This is a genomic window from Acidimicrobiales bacterium, from assembly GCA_035316325.1.
GTDB lineage: Bacteria > Actinomycetota > Acidimicrobiia > Acidimicrobiales > VFJN01 > DASXTK01.
In genome coordinates, this window is the sequence record DATHJB010000046.1 from 1 (window position 1) to 20,186 (window position 20,186).

20 protein-coding genes are annotated in these 20,186 nt (G+C 72.4%); 7 read left to right on the forward strand and 13 right to left on the reverse strand.

Annotated elements, in window-relative coordinates:
• The 5 genes from VK611_06665 to VK611_06685 form a co-directional block, all read right to left on the reverse strand.
• Nucleotides 1-720: ABC transporter substrate-binding protein (locus VK611_06665; GenBank protein HMG40993.1), on the reverse strand; the 720-nt coding region annotated here is incomplete at its 3' end.
• 189 nt (nt 721-909) lie between these two features.
• The gene (gene lpdA / locus VK611_06670) at nt 910-2,355 is read right to left on the reverse strand and encodes a dihydrolipoyl dehydrogenase (protein HMG40994.1); all 1,446 of its coding nucleotides are present in this window, start codon (nt 2,353-2,355) and stop codon (nt 910-912) included.
• Nucleotides 2,356-2,365: 10 nt separating this feature from the next.
• On the reverse strand, nt 2,366-3,586 hold the full coding sequence (locus VK611_06675; GenBank protein ID HMG40995.1) for a dihydrolipoamide acetyltransferase family protein: 1,221 nt from the start codon (nt 3,584-3,586) through the stop codon (nt 2,366-2,368).
• On the reverse strand, nt 3,579-4,580 hold the full coding sequence (locus VK611_06680) for an alpha-ketoacid dehydrogenase subunit beta (protein HMG40996.1): 1,002 nt from the start codon (nt 4,578-4,580) through the stop codon (nt 3,579-3,581). Before VK611_06680 ends, VK611_06675 begins: the two co-directional genes overlap by 8 nt.
• 1 nt (nt 4,581) lies before the next feature.
• Nucleotides 4,582-5,670, reverse strand: a complete 1,089-nt coding sequence (locus VK611_06685) for a thiamine pyrophosphate-dependent dehydrogenase E1 component subunit alpha (protein ID HMG40997.1) — start codon at nt 5,668-5,670, stop codon at nt 4,582-4,584.
• 79 nt (nt 5,671-5,749) lie between these two features.
• On the opposite strand from VK611_06685, the gene VK611_06690 reads away from it, so the two are divergent.
• On the forward strand, nt 5,750-6,229 hold the full coding sequence (locus VK611_06690; protein HMG40998.1) for an Lrp/AsnC family transcriptional regulator: 480 nt from the start codon (nt 5,750-5,752) through the stop codon (nt 6,227-6,229).
• Between the two features lie 46 nt (nt 6,230-6,275).
• Here VK611_06690 and VK611_06695 read toward each other — a convergent pair whose 3' ends face one another.
• The 3 genes from VK611_06695 to VK611_06705 form a co-directional block, all read right to left on the reverse strand.
• The gene (locus VK611_06695; protein ID HMG40999.1) at nt 6,276-7,148 is read right to left on the reverse strand and encodes a fumarylacetoacetate hydrolase family protein; all 873 of its coding nucleotides are present in this window, start codon (nt 7,146-7,148) and stop codon (nt 6,276-6,278) included.
• Entirely contained in the window at nt 7,145-7,555 is a 411-nt protein-coding gene (locus VK611_06700) for a hypothetical protein (GenBank protein ID HMG41000.1), read from the reverse strand. Before VK611_06700 ends, VK611_06695 begins: the two co-directional genes overlap by 4 nt.
• 85 nt (nt 7,556-7,640) lie before the next feature.
• On the reverse strand, nt 7,641-9,083 hold the full coding sequence (locus tag VK611_06705) for a DHA2 family efflux MFS transporter permease subunit (protein HMG41001.1): 1,443 nt from the start codon (nt 9,081-9,083) through the stop codon (nt 7,641-7,643).
• Nucleotides 9,084-9,190: 107 nt separating this feature from the next.
• Between VK611_06705 and VK611_06710 the strand changes: the two genes are divergently transcribed.
• Genes VK611_06710 through VK611_06720 form a run of 3 tightly spaced genes read left to right on the forward strand, consistent with a single transcriptional unit; the run spans nt 9,191 to nt 11,858 of the window.
• On the forward strand, nt 9,191-9,958 hold the full coding sequence (locus tag VK611_06710; GenBank protein HMG41002.1) for an SDR family oxidoreductase: 768 nt from the start codon (nt 9,191-9,193) through the stop codon (nt 9,956-9,958).
• A gap of 14 nt (nt 9,959-9,972) precedes the next feature.
• Entirely contained in the window at nt 9,973-10,440 is a 468-nt protein-coding gene (locus VK611_06715; protein HMG41003.1) for a cupin domain-containing protein, read from the forward strand.
• Complete coding sequence (locus VK611_06720) at nt 10,437-11,858, forward strand: amidohydrolase family protein (protein ID HMG41004.1); 1,422 nt, start codon at nt 10,437-10,439, stop codon at nt 11,856-11,858. The genes VK611_06715 and VK611_06720 overlap by 4 nt, the downstream gene beginning before the upstream one ends.
• 20 nt (nt 11,859-11,878) lie before the next feature.
• Here VK611_06720 and VK611_06725 read toward each other — a convergent pair whose 3' ends face one another.
• On the reverse strand, nt 11,879-13,873 hold the full coding sequence (locus VK611_06725) for an FAD-dependent oxidoreductase (GenBank protein ID HMG41005.1): 1,995 nt from the start codon (nt 13,871-13,873) through the stop codon (nt 11,879-11,881).
• A gap of 134 nt (nt 13,874-14,007) precedes the next feature.
• Here VK611_06725 and VK611_06730 point away from each other — a divergent pair, with 134 nt between their 5' ends.
• Together VK611_06730 and VK611_06735 are read left to right on the forward strand one after the other, a co-directional pair.
• Nucleotides 14,008-15,066, forward strand: a complete 1,059-nt coding sequence (locus VK611_06730; GenBank protein HMG41006.1) for a phosphotransferase family protein — start codon at nt 14,008-14,010, stop codon at nt 15,064-15,066.
• 35 nt (nt 15,067-15,101) lie between these two features.
• A complete protein-coding gene (locus VK611_06735; GenBank protein ID HMG41007.1) occupies nt 15,102-16,289 on the forward strand; it encodes an acyl-CoA dehydrogenase family protein in 1,188 nt (395 codons plus the stop codon).
• 29 nt (nt 16,290-16,318) lie between these two features.
• Here the strand turns inward: VK611_06735 and VK611_06740 are convergent, their stop codons facing one another.
• Nucleotides 16,319-17,182, reverse strand: coding sequence for a VOC family protein (locus VK611_06740; protein HMG41008.1), 864 nt, complete (start codon nt 17,180-17,182; stop codon nt 16,319-16,321).
• A 57-nt stretch (nt 17,183-17,239) separates the two neighbouring features.
• Here VK611_06740 and VK611_06745 point away from each other — a divergent pair, with 57 nt between their 5' ends.
• Nucleotides 17,240-18,229 carry a Rieske 2Fe-2S domain-containing protein gene (locus tag VK611_06745; GenBank protein HMG41009.1) on the forward strand — a complete coding sequence of 330 codons (990 nt, stop codon included), beginning with the start codon at nt 17,240-17,242 and terminating at the stop codon, nt 18,227-18,229.
• Nucleotides 18,230-18,259: 30 nt separating this feature from the next.
• Here VK611_06745 and VK611_06750 read toward each other — a convergent pair whose 3' ends face one another.
• The 3 genes from VK611_06750 to VK611_06760 form a co-directional block, all read right to left on the reverse strand.
• Complete coding sequence (locus tag VK611_06750) at nt 18,260-19,414, reverse strand: acetyl-CoA hydrolase/transferase C-terminal domain-containing protein (GenBank protein HMG41010.1); 1,155 nt, start codon at nt 19,412-19,414, stop codon at nt 18,260-18,262.
• Complete coding sequence (locus tag VK611_06755; protein HMG41011.1) at nt 19,404-19,901, reverse strand: MaoC/PaaZ C-terminal domain-containing protein; 498 nt, start codon at nt 19,899-19,901, stop codon at nt 19,404-19,406. The genes VK611_06750 and VK611_06755 overlap by 11 nt, the downstream gene beginning before the upstream one ends.
• A 1-nt stretch (nt 19,902) precedes the next feature.
• Nucleotides 19,903-20,186: MaoC family dehydratase N-terminal domain-containing protein (locus tag VK611_06760; GenBank protein ID HMG41012.1), on the reverse strand; the 284-nt coding region annotated here is incomplete at its 5' end.

A 20,186-nucleotide genomic window follows, 5' to 3' on the forward strand; every position in this document is an offset into this window, starting at 1 on the left:
GGCGGTGATGATGGCGTCGGCCCCCGACGAGACGATCTGGCCGGCGTAGACGCTGACGTCCTGGGCGGTCGCCGGGATGAGCACGACGCCCTCCGACTCCAACCCCAGGTCTTCCATCTGCCGGTTGGCCAGCTCGACGAAGAAGGTCGACCCCGACTCGATGGTCACGAAGACGGCGTTCTCGGCGCCGGCGGCGTGCGCCCCGGACGCCATGGCCAGGACCGTGGGTGTCACGTTGAACGTGGGGTACGACAGCGGGTCCTGGAGGAGCTCGGAGCTGTTGGCCGTGTTCCCGAAGACGGGGATGCCGGCCTCGGAGTAGATCGGCATCATCGTGTCGCCGAAGCCGGGGATGGAGGCGACCTGGGCGACGACCCCCTCCTCGACCGCCTTGCGGGCGCAGTCGGCGGTGGCGTTGACGTCGTTGCGCTGGTCGCAGGGGAGCAGCTCGAGCGGCCGACCCTGGACGCACTCCTCGTTCTCGGCCTGGACCGCCGCCTGGGCGGCGTCGACGACGTTCTCGTACGTCGCCGCGTTCGTGGCCGACATGTTGACGTCGAAGCCGAGGAGGATCGGTTCCCCCGTGCAGTCGTTGGGCACCGTGCCGCCGTTGTCGGCGCCGCCGCCGGCCGCCTGCTCGTCGCCGCCGGACGACGTGTCGTCGTCGTCGCCGCAGGCCACCACCAGCAGCAGCGCCATCGTGGCGATGAGCCCGAGCACCCGAGTCCCTCGCCTCTTACCGTCGCGCCTTGACATCTCTTCGTTCCCCCTGGTCGATACCTGCTGTCGGTCGGACGTCGCTGTGCACGCGTGCGCGCGCGTCCAACGGGCCCCCGTGTGGCCTGCTCTCCCGCCCCCGGCTCCGGCTGGTCACGTGCCGGAGTTCACAGCATTTTACATGATGAACAACTATTGAGCAATGTGTTCTTTTGGACTCGTCGTCTTCCTTTGCCCCGGCGGCCCTCCGTGGCCGTGGAACGGGATCCCGGCGGCGGCGAGCGCCGCCTCACGGACGTTCTCGGACAGCGTCGGGTGGGCATGCACCACCGCTCCCACCTCGTCGGCCAGCGCCTCCCAAGTGACGGCCAGGCCCAGCTCGCCGATCAGCTCCGTGGCCGACGGCCCCACGACGTGGGCGCCGACGATCCGTCCGTCCGTGTCGCACACCAGCTTGGCGTGGCCGCCCACGCCCTCGATCGTGGAGCGGGCGTTGCCGGCGAACGACGTGGTCGTGACGCGGACCTCGCCCAGCTCCTCCCGGGCCTCGGGCTCGGTGAGGCCCACCGAGGCCACCTCGGGGACCGCATACGTCACCCGCGGGACCATGCGGTGGTCGACCGGCCGGGGGTCGAGACCGGCGATGGCGTCGGCCACGGCGAACCCCTCGGCGAACGCGGCGTGGGCGAGGGCGAGCGTCGGGACGACGTCGCCGACCGCCCACAGCCAGGGCAGGGTCGACCGGCCGAGCGGGTCGACCCGCACGAAGCCTCGGTCGTCGAGCACCCCGAGCTCCTCCAGCCCCAGCCCGGCGGCGGCCGGTCGACGGCCGACGGCGACCAGCAGCTGTTCGCACGACAGCGTGTCGCCCGTGGCCAGCTCGACGGACACGCCCCGTCGCTTCCGGGCCACCCCGACGATGGACGTCGACGTACGGACGTCGATGCCCCGGCGCCGAAAGGCGCTCTCGAGCGCTGCCGAGGAGTCCGGGTCCTCCTGCGGGAGGATGCGGGAGGCGGCGTCGAGCAGCGTCACCTCGGCGCCCAGCGAGCGCCACAGCGTGGCCAGCTCGACGCCGACGGCGCCGGCTCCCACCACCACCGCCGAGGTCGGCACCCGGTCGAGGCGCAGCGCGTCGTCGGAGCGGAGGACGCGGTCGCCGTCGGGTTCGACCCCGGGCAGGTCCACCGGGGTCGAACCGGTGGCCACCACCACGTGGCCGGCGGTGAGCCTTTGCTCCCGCCCGTCCCCGTCGCCCGACACCGCGACTTCGCCCGGCCCTTCCACGCGGCCCCAGCCGGCGTGGACGTCGATGCCCCGGCCCTTCACGAGCCCTTCGAGGCCCTGGTGCAGGGTGGACACCACCCGGTCGCGGAACCGCCCCGCCGCCTTGGTGTCGAGCCCCGGCCCGACGCCGGCCAGGCCCAGCTCGACCAGCTCCGTCGTGCGGTCGGCCAGGTGCCCGACGTGGAGCAGCGCCTTCGACGGCACGCACCCCCGGTGCAGGCACGTGCCCCCGAGGAGGTCCGCCTCCACCAGCGCCACCCGGAGGCCGTGGCCCACTGCCCGCAGCGCGGTCGCATAGCCGCCGGGCCCGCCGCCGACGACGGCGACGTCGTAGGCGCCGGTGCCGCTCATCGCGTCCCGCTCATCGGTCCAGCACCAGCAGCTCGGGCGCCTCGACGAGGGTGCGCAGCTCACCGAGGAACCGCCCGGCCTCGGCACCGTCGCACACCCGGTGGTCGAACGCCAGGGTGAACGAGGCGGTCGGGCGGGCCGTGACCTGCCCGTCCACCACGTGGGGACGGGGCCGCACCGAGCCGACGCCGAGGATGGCGGCCTCGGGGTGGTTGATGACCGGGATTCCCTCGTCGAGGCCCAGCGCCCCGAAGTTGGACACGGTGAAGGTGCTGCCCCGCATGTCGACCGGGCCCAGCGTTCCCGACCGGGCTCCGGCGGACAGCCGCGCCATCTCCTGCGCCAGCTCCAGCGTCGAGAGCCGCTCGGCGCCGGCGACCACGGTCACCACCAGGCCGCGGTCGGTCGCGGTCCCGATCCCCAGCCCGAGGGCGTCGTGGACGCGGATCTCCGGCACCTCCTCCACGAACGTGGCGTTGAGCGCCGGGGCGACCCGCAGGGCGTGCACCGCCAGCCGGCAGATGAGCGAGAAGGGTGTGACCACGGGGTCGAGGCCCCGGGCGGTGGCCGCCTCGTTGAGCGCAGCGCGCACCTCGAGCAGACGGGTGCAGTCGACGACCACGCTGCAGGTGGCGTCGGGGATGTGCCGGCGGGAGGTGGTCATCCGTTCGGCGATCCGGGCGCGCACCCCGGTCACCGGGACGACCCGGAACCCCCCGGCGACCTGCGCCGGGCCGTTCGCGGCGGTCCGCACGTCGTCCCGCGTGATCACCCCGTCGCTGCCGGTGCCGACGACGGCGCTCAGATCGACGCCCAGGTCCCGGGCGAGCTTCCGCACCGGCGGCCTGGCCCGGGGCCGGGCGGGCGGACCGGCCGACGGCACCGGCCGACGGATCCGACGGCGGCGGCTCCGGTCGATGGCGGCGTCGTGGCCATAGCCGACCAGAGTCGGCTCCGGTCCCGCAGCCTCGGCACCCTCCTCGAAGCGGACCAGCAGAGCACCCACTGCGATCGTCTCGCCCTCGGCCCCACCCAGGCCCGCCACCGTGCCGGCCCGCGGCGACGGCACCTCGACCTCCGCCTTCGCGGTCTCGACCAGGCACAGCGGCTGGTTCAGCGCCACGGCGTCCCCCGGGGCCACCATCCACTCGACGATGGTCAGATCCTCCAGCCCCTCTCCCAGGTCGGGGGCGAGGAAGTCGTTCCTCGTGGAGGTCGGCGACTCAGGCATCGTCGTAGGACAGCGATCGGTCGACGGCGTCGAGCAGCCGGTCCACCCCGGGCAGCCAGGCCTTCTCCAGGCGGGCGGGCGGGTACGGGGTGTCGAAGCCGGTGACCCTGAGCACCGGCGCCTCCAGGTCGTAGAACAGCTCCTCCTGCACGCGGGCCGCGAGCTCGGCGCCGATGCCCAGCGTGCGGGGCGCCTCATGGGCGACGATGCACCGGCCGGTCTTCTCCACCGAGGCGGCCACGGTCGCGAAGTCCAACGGCACGAGCGAGCGCAGGTCGATCACCTCCAGGTCCCAGCCGTGCTCGCCGGAGGCGACCGTCGCCGCCTCCAGGGCCACGTCCACCAGGCCGCCGTAGGTCACGATCGTGACCGTCGTGCCGGCCCGGCGCACTGCGGCGGCCCCGATGGGCGACGTCCGGGCGCCTCGCTCCACCTCGCCCCGCGCCCAGTAGCGGCGCTTCGGCTCCAGGTAGATCGTCGGGTCGTCGGAGTCGATCGCATCGCGCAGGAGCGAGTAGGCGTCGGCGGGCGTGGACGGCACGACGACGTGCAGCCCCGCGGTGTGCACCCAGTACGACTCCGTCGACTCCGAGTGGTGCTCGGGCGACCCGATGCCACCGAAGGACGGCACCCGGACGGTGACCGGCATGGAGACGAGGCCCCGGGTGCGGGACCGGTACTTGGCGAGGTGGCTGGCGATCTGGTCGAACGCCGGGTAGGTGAACCCGTCGAACTGGATCTCGGGCACGGGGCGGAAGCCCCGGAGGGCCATGCCGACGGCGGCGCCGACCAGGGCCGACTCCGCCAGCGGGGTGTCGAAGCAGCGGTCGCGGCCGAACGTCTCCTGGAGCCCCTCGGTGACCCGGAAGACGCCGCCCTGGCGGCCGACGTCCTCGCCGAAGACCAGCACCCGGTCGTCGGCCTCCAGCGAGTCGTGGAGGGCGGCGTTGAGCGCCTCGACCATGGTCATCGACGTGACCTCCGTGGACGCCATGTCAGCCCTCCTCCTGCGCCAGCTCGGCCAGCAGGACCGCCCGCTGCGCGTCGAGCTCGGCGGTGGGCTCGGTGAAGACGTGGTCGAAGACCTCGGCGGCCGGCGGGTCGGCGGCGTCGACGACGGCCGCCCGGAGCCGCGTGCGCAGGTCCGCCGCCCGCTCGCGGGCGGCGGTCTCGACGGCGTCCTCCCACACCCCGCGCCGGCGCATGTAGCCGGCGCAGCGGGCGATCGGGTCGAGCGCCTCCCAGGCCTCGACCTCGTCGGCGTCCCGGTACCGGGACGGATCGTCGGAGGTGGTGTGGGGGCCGAGGCGATAGGTCACCGCCTCGATCAGCGTGGGGCCGCCGCCCTCGCGCGCTCGCTGGGCGGCCGCCTCGACGACGAGGAGGCAGGCGACGACGTCGTTGCCATCGACCCGCACCGCGGGGATGCCGTAGCCGATGCCCTTGTGGGCGATGGAGGGCGCGCGGAACTGGTCGGTGAGCGGCACCGAGATGGCCCAGCCGTTGTTCTGGACGTAGAAGAGGCAGGGGGCGGCCTCGACGGCGGCGAGGTTGAGCGCTTCGTGCACGTCGCCCTCGCTGGTGGCGCCGTCGCCGACGAAGGCGACGGTCACCCCGCCGTCGCCGAGGCGGGTCGAGGCCATGGCGGCGCCGACCGCGTGCAGCGCGTGGGTGCCGATGGGGATCGACATCGGGGCGACGGCCCGCTCGACGAGCCCGAGGCCGCCGTGCCACGTCCCCCGCCACATGAGCCCGATCCCCCCGGGATCGATGCCCCGGACCACGAAGGCGCCGAGCTCCCGGTACTGGGGGAACAGCCAGTCGTCGTCCCGCAGGGCGCTGACGCAGCCGACCTGCGCCGCCTCCTGGCCCCGGCACGGCGGGAACAGCGCCAGCTCGCCCTGGCGCTGCAGGTTGACGAACTCCTCGTCGAGCTCGCGGGTGACGACCATCGCCTGGTACAGATCGGCGAGCCGGCCGTCGAGCCGGCGCGCGTCGTAGCCGTCCACCGCCCGCGCCGTCCCGTCCGGGGCGACGAGCTGCACCGGTTCGAGCAAGGCGTCGTCCGTGAGCGAAAGAGACATCTTCTGTTCCCCCTGTTTCACAGCAGTATGAACTGCATTCGGTGTGCTGACAAAGGGGCCGCAGATTATTCTGAGGAGTGTGGAAAATCCGAAGATCACCGCAATCGACGCCGAGCTGATGCGCCAGTTGCAGAAGAACGCTCGGATCTCGAACAAGGCCCTGGCCGAAGCGGTCGGCATCGCCGAGTCGACCTGCCTCGAACGGGTGCGCCGCCTGAGCGACCGGGGCGTGCTCCGGGGCTTCCACGCCGACGTCGAGCCCCAGGCGCTGGGCCGGAACCTGCGGGCGCTCATCTCCGTCCGCCTGCAACCCAAGACCACGAAGTCGGTGATCGCCTTCCAGGAGAACGTGCTGGAGGCCCCCGAGACCGTGAACGTCTGGACGGTCAGCGGGTCCGACGACTTCGTCGTGGAGGTGACGGTTCCCGACGTCGACACCCTGCGCAACTTCGTGCTCGACGTGATCACCGCCCGCCCCGACGTGGCCGACTCCCGCACCGCTCTCGTCTACGAGCACCGGAGCAAGCACGTGCTCGAGCCACTCCGGCCGGCGGACTGAACCCGAGGCAGGTCGAGGGGTCGGTGCTCCAACCAGCCGAGCGCGGTCAGGGAACCGGCCAGCGCTCGTCGGCGGCCTCCTTGTCGCCCACCACGTTGAACAGGCTGCCGATCGCCTCCGCCTCGAGCTCCAACCGGTCGCCGGCCTCGAGGTACCGGTCGGTCCGCATGCCGGTCCCGCCGGTGGTGCCGGTGAAGATGAGGTCGCCGGCCCGCAGCCGGTTGCGCTCGTCGAAGAACTGCAGGATCTGCTCCAGGTTCCAGATCATGTTGGCGGTGTTGTCGTGCTGGCGGAGCTCGCCGTTGACCTTGAGGCTGAAGTCGAACGACGGCTGGCCCGGCCCGCCCACCTCGGCCAGGGTGGCGACCCACGGGCCGATAGGGGCCGTCTGGTCCTGCGCCTTCATCGAGTAGAGGTCGACGCCCCCGGTGGGACGGCCCACGTCGCGGGGGCTGACGTCGTTGCCGATCGTGTAGCCCAGCAGTGAGGCGGTGCGGGGTGCCCCACCCGCCAGCGGCTGGGCCACCACCATGACGATCTCGATCTCGTAGTCGAGCTGGCTGGTCGTCGCCGGGTACCGGATCACCCCGCCCGGGTCGACCACGGTCGAGTCGAGCTTGATGTAGCCCGGCATGGTGGGCGGCGGCTTCCGGCCCGGCTCGCCGGCGTCCTCCAGGTGGGTCGGGTAGTTCACGCCGGTGCCGAAGATGCGGGCGCCCGGCTCGAGCGGCGCCAGCACCCGGAGGTCGGCGATGCGGCTCTCCCGGCCGACGTCGACGCCGGCCAGGTCGTCGACCTGGGCCAGCTTGGGTGCCCACGAGCCCAGCGGCTCCTCGAGCCGGCGGACCGTCGACCGGTCCTCGCTCAGGGCACCCCAGAACCGGGTGCCGTCGCGGTCCTCGAAACGACCGATCCTCATGTCCCCTCCTCTGCCCGGCCGGTGGCCAGGTGCTCGCGGATGGCGTCGGCCAGGCGTCGGGCCTCGGCCTCGTCGGCGACCGCCGCGCCGCGCTCGGCCATGGCCGCCTGGATGTCCTTGGCGAAGGGCTCGCAGCGGGCGACGAGGAGGCCGTGGAAGTGCAGGCTGTTCTCGCCCAGTCCCAGGTAGTAGACGTGCGTGGCGCCCGTCGCCGCCTTCACGGCCGCGGTCATGCGGCGCAGGAAGGGGCCGTAGCCGCTCGCCTCGTCCTCGGTCATCCCCCAGGCCCAGTCGCCGTGACGGTCGGTGGCGTACAGCACCCAGCCCGGCCGGTCGGCGAGGCCGAACGCGGTGAACGTGCCGTCCCGGTAGACGATCCCCTCCGACGAGCTGACGCGCTCGCACATGTGGCAGCCCACTCGGCATCCCCCTGGTCCGATTGAAACAAACAGAACATAACTTGCTCATAATGTTACAAACAAGGCCTTCTTCTCACCCGGCCCGCGGGTGCATCGTCGCCGCCGCGTGCGCGTCGTCGATGAGCAGCCACGCCAGCGCCCCGGCGATCACGGAGAACACGGCCGCAGCCACGAACGCCAGGTGGAACGTGTCGAACGTCGACCCGGGAGCGAGCGAGACGACCGTCGTCAGCACCGCTACCCCGAAGGCGGTCGCCGACTGACGGCCGGCGCTGAACAGGGACGCGCCGCTCCCGGTGTCCGCCATCGACACGGTCGTGAACATCGCGGTCTGCGTGGAGACCGTGGTCGCACCGTTGGCGAAACCGGCGAGGAACAGCATCCCCCGCACCAGCCACAGGCTCGTGGACTCGTCGACGAGCAGGAACGCCAGCAGCATGGCGGCGAGCCCGGCCGAGCCGACCAGCATCATCCGCCGGGGCCCGACGTACGGGTAGAGCCGACCGACCGTCTGGGTCGAGAACCCGACGCCGATCGCCGTCGCGAACGACGTGAGACCGGCCGCAAGCGCGGTCTCGCCCCGGGCCTCCTGCAGGAAGACCGGCGCCAGGAACAGGAGGCCCGTGAACGCACCCATGTTCCAGAAGGACACGACGTTGGTGGCCCGGAACAGCGGATCGCGGAAGAGGCCGAGGTTCAGCAGGGGCGCTTCCTTGCGCCGCTCGACCCGGACGAACAACGCCAGGCCGGCGGCTCCGAGGGCGACGGGAACCCACAGCGAGGGCGAGTCGAGCCCGTAGTGGGAGCCTTCGCTCAGGCCGTAGACGAAGAGGCTCAGGCCGGCGCCCGCCAGCACGAAGCCCGCCGCGTCGAACGACGTCAGCGACGTGCCCTTGGTCTCTCGCAGCCACCGGGCGGAGAGGACGATCGTGGCGACGCCGAACGGCACGTTCAGGTAGAACGCCAGGCGCCACGACACGTCCTCGACCAGCAGGCCGCCCAACGGCTGGGCGATGATCGGCCCCAACAGGATGGGCAGGAGCAGGATCCGCGTCAGCCGTGCCCGCTCGGCCGGCGGGTACGTGCGGTAGAGCATGGCCGTCGCCACCGGTGTGAGCAGGCCGCCGCCGATGCCCTGGGCAACGCGTGCCGCCACCAGCTGGGGCAGGTCCTGCGCCAGGCCGCACGCGGCCGAGGCGACGGTGAACGTCGCCAGGGCCACCAGGAACACCCGCTTGGTCCCGAACCGGTCCCCGATCCACCCGGCCGGCGGGATGAACGCCGCCAGGGCCAGCACGTAGCCGATCACCGTCCACTGCAGCGACGCCAGCGACGCCCCGAACTCGTCGACCAGCGTCGGGAGCATGACGTTGATGATGTGGTTGTCCATCGCGCTCATGAAGAGCGCCACGACGTAGGCGCAGGCCACCGCGATCCGGTGCGCCCTGGAGGCCGCGTCCTCCGGCGGGAGCGCGACGTCTGCGGCCGGCACCGCGGTCGCTCGAACATCCGTCACCCCACCCGGCCTCCCCCGTGCTCGATTGAACAGACCGAACATATCTTGCACTAAATGTTACGGCAACGTACCTTGATCGGAGGAACGACAGTCCGGGGGAACGGGACATGGACGACCTCGAGGGACAGGTGGCGGTCGTGACCGGCGCGGCCGGCCGGGTCGGCTCCGAGACGGCGCGCGTGCTGGCGGCCGCAGGGGCGGCGGTGGTCGTCGTCGACCTGCCGGAGACGGACCTGGCCCACACCGAGACCGCGATCACGGAGGCGGGCGGCAAGGCGCTGCCCGTCGAAGCCGACGTCAGCGACGAGGACGACGTCCGGCGGGTGATGGAGGCGGCGGTGGACACCTTCGGCGGCATCGACCTGCTCGACAACAACGCCGCCGCCATCGGCCTGTCGACCGACGACCTGAAGCTCACCGAGATGTCGGTCGAGCTGTGGGACCGCACGATGGCGGTCAACCTGCGGGGCCCCATGCTGTGCTGCAAGCACGCCCTGCCGGTGATGGTCGCCCAGGGCGGTGGGTCGATCGTGAACATCTCGTCGGGCATGTCGCTGGCCGGCGACGACCACCACGTCGCGTACGGCTCCTCCAAGGGCGGCGTGAACTCGCTGACCCGCTACGTCGCCACCCAGTACGGCCGGCACGGGGTCCGCTGCAACGCGCTCGCGCTCGGGATCGTGACGCCGGACCGCACCCCGTCCCCCGCGGTGGCCCCCTACATCGCCCACAAGCTGGTCGGCCGCCTGGGCCATCCGACCGACGTCGCCGAGATGGTCGCCTTCCTGGCGTCGCCGAGGTCGTCGTACCTCACCGGGCAGGTGATCTCGCTCGACGGCGGTTTCTTCAGCCACGTCCCCACGTTCGTCCCCTGATCGAGGAGCAGCTCGTGAGCGCACCCCGCCGCATCGTCACCACCACCGACGCCTCCGGCCGGTCGGCCGTCGAGAGCGACGGCGCTCCGTCAGCACCCGGACCTCGGCTGACCGTGCTGTGGGAGGCGCGGACGCCGGTCGACCACGACGACATGGGTGGCGACCCCGGGGCTGCGACAGGGTTGCCGGACCCGGGGACGGCCCGGTTCGTGCGGCTCGTGCTGCCCGCTGGCGGCGCCGACGCCGGCGACCCGGGGGCACTGAGCGTCCCGCTGCACCGCACCGACACCCTCGACCTGCTGTACGTGGCCTCCGGGGAGGTCGACCTAGTGCTCGAGTCCGGCCGGGTCCACCTCGCGGCGGGGGACCACCTGGTGATGCAGGGGGACGTCCACGGCTGGCGGACGACCGGCCCCGACGACTGCGTGCTGGTGGCGGTGATGCTCGGTGCACCCGCCCGACCCGACAAGGGGGAACCATGACCCTTTCCGATCCCGAGAAGCTGATGGTGATATCCGCCGACGGGCACGTCGGCGCCCCGCTGGCCGCCTACGTCGACTACTTCGACGACGACCACCGCGACCAGGTCCGGGACCTGCTGACCGACGAGGAGGACGTGTTCCTCCAGGGCCAGGCGGCCCGGGCCAGCACGACGATGGGCCCCGGCGCCGCCGGCCCGGAGGCGGAGTGGGCCGCCGACGCGCCCGGCCGCTACGGCGCCTGGGACGTGGCGCTGCGGCTGCAGGAGCTGGACCGCCAGGGTGTCGTGGCCGAGGTGCTGGTGCCCGGGCACCAGTTCGCCACGCTGCCTCTGTTCAGCGTCATGAACCGGCCCTACCCGCCCGACCTGCGGATGGCCGGGCTCCGCGCCTACCACCGCTGGCTCGCCGACTTCATGGGCGAGGCCGACGGCCGCCTCTACGGCCAGGCCGACCCGGGCCCCTGCCTCGACATGGACGCCACCCTGGAGGAGCTGCGGTGGGTGGCCGAGCACGGCTTCGTCTGCGTCGGCGCCCCGGGGATCATCGAGGACGCGACCCTGCCGCCCCTGTCCGACCCCCGCTACGAGCCCTTCTGGGCGACGTGCGCCGAGCTCGACCTGCCCCTGCTCGTCCACGCCGGCTGGGGCTTTCCCCAGGGGCGCTTCCAGGACTTCGTCGCCAAGTTCCTCTCCACCCACCTCGGCGCGGCGGCGGCCGCCGAGGTCATCGCCGAGCGAGCCGCGCTCGACGACGAGGCCCGTCGGGCGCTGGTGCAGGAGTTCTCCGAGTCGCCCACCTCCCCGCTCCGCCTCGACTTCGGGCCCCGCCGGCTGCTGTGGCAGCTCATGCTGGCCGGCGTGTTCGACCGCTACCCCGACATCCGCCTCGTGCTGACCGAGGTGCGCTCGGACTGGATCCCCGTCACGCTGGCCACGCTCGACCGCTGGTGCGAGGAGAGCGGCGCTCCGCTCGCCCTGAAGCCGAGCGAGTACTGGCACAGGCACTGCTACGCCACCCCGTCGTCCATCCACCGGGCCGAGGTGGAGGCCCGCCACGAGGTCGGCGTCGATCGCCTGATGTTCGGGATGGACTACCCCCACCCCGAGGGCACCTGGCCGGACACGTGGGACTGGATCCGCGTGGCCTTCGCGGGCGTGCCCGAGGACGAGGCCCGGGCGATCCTGGGCCACAACGCCCTCCGCTGCTTCGGGCTGGACAGCGACCGGCTGGCCCCCGTCGCCGAGCGCGTCGGCCCTTCCCCCGCCGATGTGCTCGGCGGCGGTCACCGGGTCGATCCACGGGCCGTCGAGCACTTCCACCAGCGGGCCGGCTTCGCCCGACCGACCGAGGACGTGGACACCGCGGCGGTCGAGCAACTGGTGGCCGAGGACGCCCTCGCCCTCCTCAGCGGCACGTAGACCCTCGGTCGGGCGCCGTCCTAGAGGTTCCAGCCGAAGAAGAAGCCGTCCCTCGTGGCCTTGGCCATCCGGCCGGGGGTGTGGGCGTCGCCGATGGTCCGCACGTCCGCGACGTGGGGGCGGAGCCGATCGGCCAGGTCGTCGACGGAGCGTCGCAACGTCACGAGCACCACGGCCTCGACGTCGTCGACCACGCGGTCCTCGCCGGTGTGGATGTCGAAGAGCGTGACCCGATGGTCGTCGATGCCTCGTACGAACGTCTCCACCGACGACCTCACGCCGAGGGCGTGGAGCTGCTGGCCCACCAGGTCCCGGTGGCTGCCGGACCGCCCCACGTAGTTCACCGCCGTGGACGCGTGGCGGGTCACCAGCTCCACCTCGGCGCCCGCCCGGGCGAACATCCAGGCGATGTCGGAGCCGGTGATGGCGCCGTCCTCCTCGTAGACCACCACCTGGCCCCGCAGTTCCGGCAAGGAGGGCAGCAGGGTGTCGGGGGTGTAGACGTGGTCGAGGTCCCAGCCGGGGATCTCGGCGCCGGTCAGGCCGTTGACTCCCGTGGGATCGAAGCGGGCCCCGGTGGCCACGACGACCACGTCCGGCCCGGCGGCCAGCACCCGGTCCACGGTGGCGTCGGTCTCCAGCAGCACCTTGACCCCGAGGTCCCGAAGACGCCCGCCCCACCAGGTCGCGGCCCGGGTCACCCCGTCGCGCGTGGGCAGCTTGGCCTGGAGGTGGAGGGCGCCGCCCAGCACGTCGGACCGCTCGTACAGCGTCACCTCATGGCCGCGCATGGACGCCACCCGAGCGGCCTCCAGCCCGGCGGGGCCGCCACCGACGACCACCACTCGCTTGGGCTCGTCGGTGGTGGTGAGCTTGGTGACCCCGTACAGGGCCTCCAGGTAGTTGGTCGGGTTCATCACGCACTGCCCCTCGAAGGTGCAGCCGTTGAGCCCGATGCAGGGCCGGATCTCCTCCGCCCGCCCCTGCTCGCCCTTGATCGGGTACTCCGGGTCGGCGAAGAGCCCGCGCGTGCCGCCCACGAGGTCCATGACGCCGGAGGCGATGATGCGCTCTGCCTCGGCCGGGTCGTGCATCCGGCCCGGGCAGCCCAGCACCACGGCGTCGCGGATGGCCGCCCGCACCTGCGCGATGTAGGGCACCTCGTAGGACTCCTCCAGGTAGTGGGGGGCCCAGACGTGCCACATGTGCTGGCTGTGTCCGATGTCGAGGTCGAAGAAGTCGACCAGGCCAGCCGCCTCGATGCGGCGGGCGATCTCCTGCGCCTCCGCGGCGTCGATGCCGCCGGGCAGCATCTCGTCGCAGGGCATGCGGATGCCCACCGCCATCCCGGGACCGGCGTTGGCCTGCATGGCCTCCAGGCACTCCACGGGCCAGCGCATGCGGTTCTCAAGGCTGCCGCCGTACTCGTCGGTGCGCCGGTTGGTGAAGCCCGACAGGAACAGGCCGGTCGAGTGGAGGTGGGCGGCGTGCAGCTCGACGCCGTCGAACCCGGCCCGCTCGGCGTTCCTGGTGCTGACGCCCACCAGCTCGACGATGCGACGGAGGTCGTCGGTGGTGAGCGGGCGCGGGAAGCCCTCGCCCACGAACCCGGCGCCCGGCAGGCCCGACGGCGATCCGAACCCACAGTGGAGCTGGGCGAACATCTTGGCGCCGTGCCGCTGGACCCGGTCGAGCAGCGGCCGGAACGCCTCGACGGCCGAGTCGGTGGTCAGGTGCCAGCGACCGCTGTCACCCTTCTGCACCTCGATGTGGCCCTGGATGATGAGGCCGATGCCACCCCGGGCCCGCTCCTCGTAGTAGTCGATCACGTCGGGATGCGGGATCGGGCTGCCGTCGACGGGGTCACGGGCGTAGACGTGGTCGCGGAGCCCCAGGGCCGGGTCGGCGAGGCCGGCGATCGACCCGTGCGGGGTCTGGAAGAGCCGGTTCTTCACCTCGACCGGACCGATGCGCACCGGCTCGTACACATGCGGATAGAGCTCTTGGCCGTCCATCGCTGCCCCCCTCGCTCGCCAGCTCCACTCAACCTAAACAAGAAGGACAATATCTGTCGATTCTGTATCTTCCACTCGAGCGACTGAACCGCTTCCCGCGGCAACTTGACGGTTTTGTCATCTAGGATCTCGTGGTGCCTCGACGGGTGAGCGCCGACCTCCTCGCCCTCGTGGATCGCGATCGTCTCGCCGGCTTCGTGCGCGAGCACGCGCCGCTGGACGGCACCGTGGAGCTGGACGTGCTCAGCGGCGGGCACTCGAACATCACCTATCTCCTGCGCTCCGGTCGTCACCACTACGTCGTGCGGCGGCGCCCGATCGGCGCGGTGCCCGCCGGCGCCCACGACATGGCCCGCGAGCACAGGGTGCTCGCCGCCCTCCAGGGCGGGCCGGTCCCGGTCCCCGCCGTGTTCGGCTTCTGCGACGACGAGACCGTGCTGGGTGCCCCGTTCTACGTGATGAGCCGCGTCCACGGCGACGTCCTCCACCGGCGCGACGACGTCTCGACCCTCTCGCCCGACCAGGCCGGTGACCTGTCCCGCACCGTCGTCGACGTGCTGGACCGGCTCCACCGGGTCGATGCCGACGCCGTGGGGCTCGGCGACCTCGGCCGGCCCCAGGGCTTCGTCGCCCGCCGCATCGGCCGCTGGCTCGACCAGTGGCGGCGCGGTCCGCACCGTGAGCAACCCCTCGTCGGGCGCCTGGGCGCCCAGCTGGCCGCGGCCGTGCCGGCGCACGCCGACGCCACCCTGATCCACGGCGATTACCGGCTGGGGAACCTGCTCGTGACCGCCGGCGACCCCGCCGGTGGCCCGGTCGGTGTGGCCGCCGTCCTCGACTGGGAGATGTCGACGCTGGGTGACCCGCTCACCGACCTCGCCCACCTGCTCGTGTACTGGGAGCCGACGCGGGGCCGGCAGACCCACGAGTCGCAGGCGATCGCGGCCCATCCCGGCTTCCTCACGGGGTCGGAGCTGGCCGAGCGGTACGCGGCCGCCTCCGGTCGTGGGCTCGACGACCTCGGCTTCTACCTCGCGTTCGAGCACTGGCGGGCGGCGATCATCAAGGAGTCCATCGTCGGGCGGCTCGGGCCCGACGATGCCGGTGCCGGCGCCCCGGACCAGCTCGGCGAGAGCGTCGGCCGCCACCTCGAGGAGGCAGCCGACCTGCTCCGCACCCCGGCCCCGCGATGACCGGCGCCGACGGCCCCGGACGATCGGAGACCGCCATGGCCACCACACCCGACGTACCCCTCGCCGACGTCCTCGGCCGCATGCGGCGCTTCGTCGACGACGAGGTGATCCCCGCCGAGACGGTCCTGCGGGAGGGAAGCCTCGAGTCGCTGGACCGGATGGAGCGATTGAAGGCGGAGGCGAAGCGACGGGGCCTGTGGGCGCTCGGGCACTCGGCGTCGATGGGCGGCGGCGGCCTCGGGTTCATGGCCATGACCCGCCTGAACGCGGTGATCGGGCGGTCGTTCTTCGGTCAGAGCGCGGTCGGGACCTGGTCGATGCAGGACTCGATCATGCTCGACCTCTACGCCACCGAGGAGCAGAAGCAACGATGGCTGGTGCCGCTGGTCGCCGGCGAGATCAGGTCGTCGATCGGGATGACCGAGCCCGAGGTGCCCGGCTCCGATCCCACGACTATGCAGGCCACCGCCGAGCTCGACGGCGACGAGTGGGTGGTCAACGCCCACAAGTGGTTCACGACGGGCGCCAACATCGCCGCGTTCACGACCGTGCTGGCGATCACCGAGCCCGGGGAGGCGGGCGCCCACCGGCGCCACTCGGCCATCCTCGTGCCGACCGACAGCCCGGGCTACGAGGTGGTGCGGGTGCTCCCGACGATGGGCAGCACCCTCGGCGCCCACTGCGAGATCCGCCTCCGCGACGTCCGCGTGCCGGAGGAGAACCTGCTCGGTGACCGGGGCGAGGGCTTCGTGCTGGCCCAGCGACGCCTGGGACCGGGGCGCATCTTCCATTGCATGCGGTGGCTGGGACAGATGGAGCGGGCGTTCGAGCTCATGTGCGCCCGGGCCGACGAGCGGGTCGTGCGGGGCCGGCCGTTGGCCGCCAACGGACAGGTCCGGTACCTCATCGCCGAGTCGGCCGCCGACATCTTCTCCCACCGGGCCGCGACCCTCGCTGCCGCGGAGGCGGTCGACCGCGGCGGCGAGGGCCGCATCGAGATCTCGCTGGTGAAGCTCCGCGGTGCCCGGCTGCTGCACGACGTGATCGACCGGGCCATCCAGGTGCACGGGGCGCTGGGCGTCACGTCCGACACGCCCCTCGAGTGGATGTACCGCGAGGCCCGCTACGCCCGCATCTACGACGGCCCCGACGAGGCGCACCGTGACGTGGTCGCCCGCAAGCTGGTGAAGGATCCGTCCCTCGCACCGTGGCGCACGCCGTGAGCGGGAGAACGTGAGCGTGCGACCAACCGTCAGGCGCGTGGGTCACCCGGCAGCAGAGCGTCGACCACGACCACGATCACACCGCCGGTGGCCTCGGGGTGCACGACGACCACGTCGTCGTCGTGGCGCACCAGAGGGACGCCGGCGCCGACGAGCGCCGAGCGGGCGGCGCCCAGGTCGGGCACCCGCACGCCGAGGCTGCCGGTCTGCGGTCGCCGGTAGACGTGGCCCCACAGGCGCCGGCTCCGGTCGTCGCCGACGGGCATCGGGTACAGCGCCAAGGTCATGTCGCCGAGCGAGACCCCGGCCTGCGGTGACCCGGCGGGTGCGGCCTCGTCCACGAACGTGACCGCGGTGTCGAGCAGCGCGGCCAGCCGCTCCGCCGCGGCCGCCGGCTCGACGACGACGGCGCCGCCGAACGCCATCTGCACGACGTCGAGCAGCGGCTCGACCGGGTACGAGGGGATCACCGTGCCGAACCGCGGATCGTTCGGCGCCTGCCCGCCGTACCACTCCACCACCACGCCGGCGGTCGTGGCCGGGTCGGTGAACACGATCACCTCGTCGACGCGCGACGCGACCCTGGCCCCGAGGGACTCGAGGTGGGCGACCGTGGCGTCGATGTCGGCCACCTGGACCGCGATCGAGCTCATGTGCGACCCGAGCCGGGACACGAAGCGATCCACCGCTCCGCCCGCCACGATCGGCTCACCCAGCTCGATGGAGTTGTCGCCGATCCAGGTCATCCCCCCGCGGCGACCGACCGCCGGGTCCTCGTACCGATGGTCCTCGAGGGCCCGGCTGCCGACCAGCCAGGCCAGGGCGTCACGGGTCCGCTCGTAGTCGGCGACCATGGCGGTGGTGTGGAAGCACCACCGCACCACATGGGTCACGGCGGCTATCGTACTTGACGAAACCATCAAGTTCGTCCGGCCACGGAGGACACCGCCATGAAGGTTCCGTTCACCTGGCGACCGACCGGCTGGTTCATGGTCGGCTGGAGCGCCGACTTCGCGGTGGGCACGGCGACGGCGTTGCACTACTTCGGCCAGCAGCTGGTCGCCTACCGGGCCGAGGGCGGCGAGCTGCACGTCCTCGACGCCCACTGCCTCCACCTCGGGGCGCACCTCGGTCACGGCGGCAAGGTCAACGGCGACTGCATCGAGTGCCCGTACCACGGCTGGGGATGGGGGCCCGACGGGGTCAACCGCTACATCCCGTACGAGGACCGGCCGAACGTGTCCAAGCGCCTGCGGTCGTGGCCGATCCGGGAGCAGCACGAGTGCGTCTTCCTGTGGCACGACCCCGCCGGCGGCCCACCGCGCTGGGACCTCCCGAACGTGTTCGACTTCGTCGCCCACCTCCCGGGCGCACCGGAGGACTACTACCGCGCCTACCCGGAGATGTCGGTGAAGTACGACCGCGAACCGGTCCACCCCCAGATCGCGCTGGAGAACGCCCCCGACAGCGTGCACTTCAGGTACGTCCACGAGGCGACGGTCGACCCGGTGCTGCTGCACTGGGCGCCGATCGACCAGGAGTACCACTCGGTCACCGGGTGGCCGCTGCCCGACGCCGCCGGCGTCGACGGGATGGCGCTCAAGATCGTCGGACTCTCGGCCGGCGTCGGCGGGTCGCTCGCCGCCTTCGAGGGGAGCGCCCACTACCGGTTGGTGTTCTTCACCACGCCGGTCGACGACGAGACCTCGGACATGTTCTATTCGATCTGGTGGCCCCGCGACCCCGGCGACGACTCGCCGGCCGCCCCGCCGGCGCGCCAGGAGCGGGTCCGCAAGGAGTTCCTCCAGACGCTGTGGGACGATCTCGAGATCTGGCGCTACCAGGTCTACGTGGAGAACCCGGTGCTGGCCACGCAGGACGCCAGGCCCTACGGCGCTCTGCGCAAGTGGGCCCGCCAGTTCTACGAGATCGAGCCCTGAGGGCCAGGCGCGGCGCACCGGGATCCAGGATCACCAACCCCACAGCGCCGTGATGGCGCGCCGCCGCTCCCGTCGGTCGCGGCCGCGGAGGTCGGCGACGCCGAGCTCGGTCACCACCATGTCGACGTCGTGCGACGCGGTGCTCGCCGGGCAGGAGAGCTGCTCCACGAGCGTCGGGTGCTCCCCGCGCACCGTCGGCAGCGCCACGATGCTGGTGCCGTGGATCGACCGTCCTGCGCCGAAGGCGTAGTCGGGGTGGCCGCCGATGCCGGCGACCGCCGATCCCCCCACTGACTCGACGTTGACCTGCCCGTCGACGTCGATCTCGAGCGCCGTGTTGACCGCGACCAGGGGCGGGGCGCCGGCCAGCCGGACGGGATCGTGGGTCAGCTCGAACCGGGCCACGCAGGCTCGTCCCTCGGCCCAGTCGTAGAGGCGCTCGCTCCCGCCGGCGTAGGGCGCGAGTGGGCGACCGGCCAGCAGCCCGCGGGCATCGAGGTCGACGACGGCGTCGGTGAGCATGCCGGTGTCGATCTCGACGGCCACCCCCAGCGCGTCGAGCACCGCGGTGCCGACCGCTCCGGGGCCGTACTGCACACGGGATCCGGGCGGGATGAGCGGCACGACGCGCTCGGCCACCCCCCGGTGGATGCCCGACGGCTCGCCCCAGTCGGCGACGATCGGCGGCGCGTCGCTCGACCCCACGATCACGAGTTGCTCGCTCGGCAGCACCGGGCCGTCTTCGAGCCCTGGCGCGCCCGGGCGCTCGACGGCGACGACCACGGCCCCGGCGTCGACGGCGGCTCGTTGCCACGCCGACTCGGTGGTGAACCGATGCCCGTCGCCGCTCCGCCGCACCGACGCCACCAGGACGTCAGGGCGCAACGCCCCATGGAGCAGCGCGGGCGTGGCGCCCAGGCGGCACACGACGTAGCGGGCACGGCCGTCGTCGATCGGGCCGCGCAGGCCGTAGCCGCCCATGAACGTGCGCACCGAGGCGAAGGCACCGAGGTCGAGGCGGAGGCTCCCCGACGGCACCCAGCCGAGCACGAGGTCGATGTCGTGGATCGAGTGGGCCACCCGGCTCACGTCGCCGGCGAGCGCGTTCGGCGAGCCGCAGCCATCGCCCCAGGCCAGGCGGGCGCCGGGCCGAAGGAGCTGGCGAAGGGCCGGCTCAGCCTCCATCGGCCGCGCCGGGTGCTCCAGGTGCTCGGGCAGCTCTGTCGGTGCCGTCGGTGCCGCCTGTCGCGGCCACGAGATCCGTATCCACCACGCAGGTGGCCCAGCCGCGCAAGGCCGTTCCGCCACCCTCGCGGGTGCACGTGAGCTCGAGCTCGACCGCGCGACGCACCTCGTCGCGGGCGGTGACCGACCCGGTGAACGTCAGCAGGTCGCCGGGCCAGACCTGTTCGCGGAACTGGACGCGGAGCCGGCGGACCGACCGACTGCCGAAGGCGTCGGTCAGCACCGTCGCCATGACGCCGGCGTGGAACATCCCATGTGCGAACACCGAGGGGAAGCCGGCGGACCGGGCGCTGTCGTCGATCGTGTGGTTCGGGTTGAAGTCGCCCGACGCCCCTGCGTAGCGGATGAGGTCGGTTCGCTCGACGGGACCGAAGGTCCTCGCCGGCAGCTCGTCGCCGACCGTGAGATCGTCCCATGTGATGCTCACGTCAGTCTCCGCTCGGGGCCTGGCTGGTCGCGATCTGCGTCTGCCTGGACTCGGCGACCAGCTGCCCGTCGCCGTCGCGGAACTCGATGGTGATCACCGTGAAGTGCATCACACCGCCGCGCTTGCCCACCTTCTCGTACACGTCGTCGATGCGCTCGACCGCCCGCAGCCGACCGCCGGCCTGCGGCAGCGGCCCGTGGAAGACGAACTCCTGCTCGCCGTGGAGCACGCGGGCCAGCTCACGGTCCACCCCGTGCCACACACTGCTCTCCGGCGGCTGCCACA

Coding starts and splice junctions, on each gene's coding strand:
- lpdA (HMG40994.1), bottom strand. CDS start 2,355: ATGAGCGGCACCGGCGCCTACGACGTCGCCGTCGTCGGCGGCGGGCCC.
- VK611_06675 (HMG40995.1), bottom strand. CDS start 3,586: ATGCCTGAGTCGCCGACCTCCACGAGGAACGACTTCCTCGCCCCCGAC.
- VK611_06680 (HMG40996.1), bottom strand. CDS start 4,580: ATGGCGTCCACGGAGGTCACGTCGATGACCATGGTCGAGGCGCTCAAC.
- VK611_06685 (HMG40997.1), bottom strand. CDS start 5,670: ATGTCTCTTTCGCTCACGGACGACGCCTTGCTCGAACCGGTGCAGCTC.
- VK611_06695 (HMG40999.1), bottom strand. CDS start 7,148: ATGAGGATCGGTCGTTTCGAGGACCGCGACGGCACCCGGTTCTGGGGT.
- VK611_06700 (HMG41000.1), bottom strand. CDS start 7,555: ATGTGCGAGCGCGTCAGCTCGTCGGAGGGGATCGTCTACCGGGACGGC.
- VK611_06710 (HMG41002.1), top strand. CDS start 9,191: ATGGACGACCTCGAGGGACAGGTGGCGGTCGTGACCGGCGCGGCCGGC.
- VK611_06720 (HMG41004.1), top strand. CDS start 10,437: ATGACCCTTTCCGATCCCGAGAAGCTGATGGTGATATCCGCCGACGGG.
- VK611_06725 (HMG41005.1), bottom strand. CDS start 13,873: ATGGACGGCCAAGAGCTCTATCCGCATGTGTACGAGCCGGTGCGCATC.
- VK611_06735 (HMG41007.1), top strand. CDS start 15,102: ATGGCCACCACACCCGACGTACCCCTCGCCGACGTCCTCGGCCGCATG.
- VK611_06745 (HMG41009.1), top strand. CDS start 17,240: ATGAAGGTTCCGTTCACCTGGCGACCGACCGGCTGGTTCATGGTCGGC.
- VK611_06750 (HMG41010.1), bottom strand. CDS start 19,414: ATGGAGGCTGAGCCGGCCCTTCGCCAGCTCCTTCGGCCCGGCGCCCGC.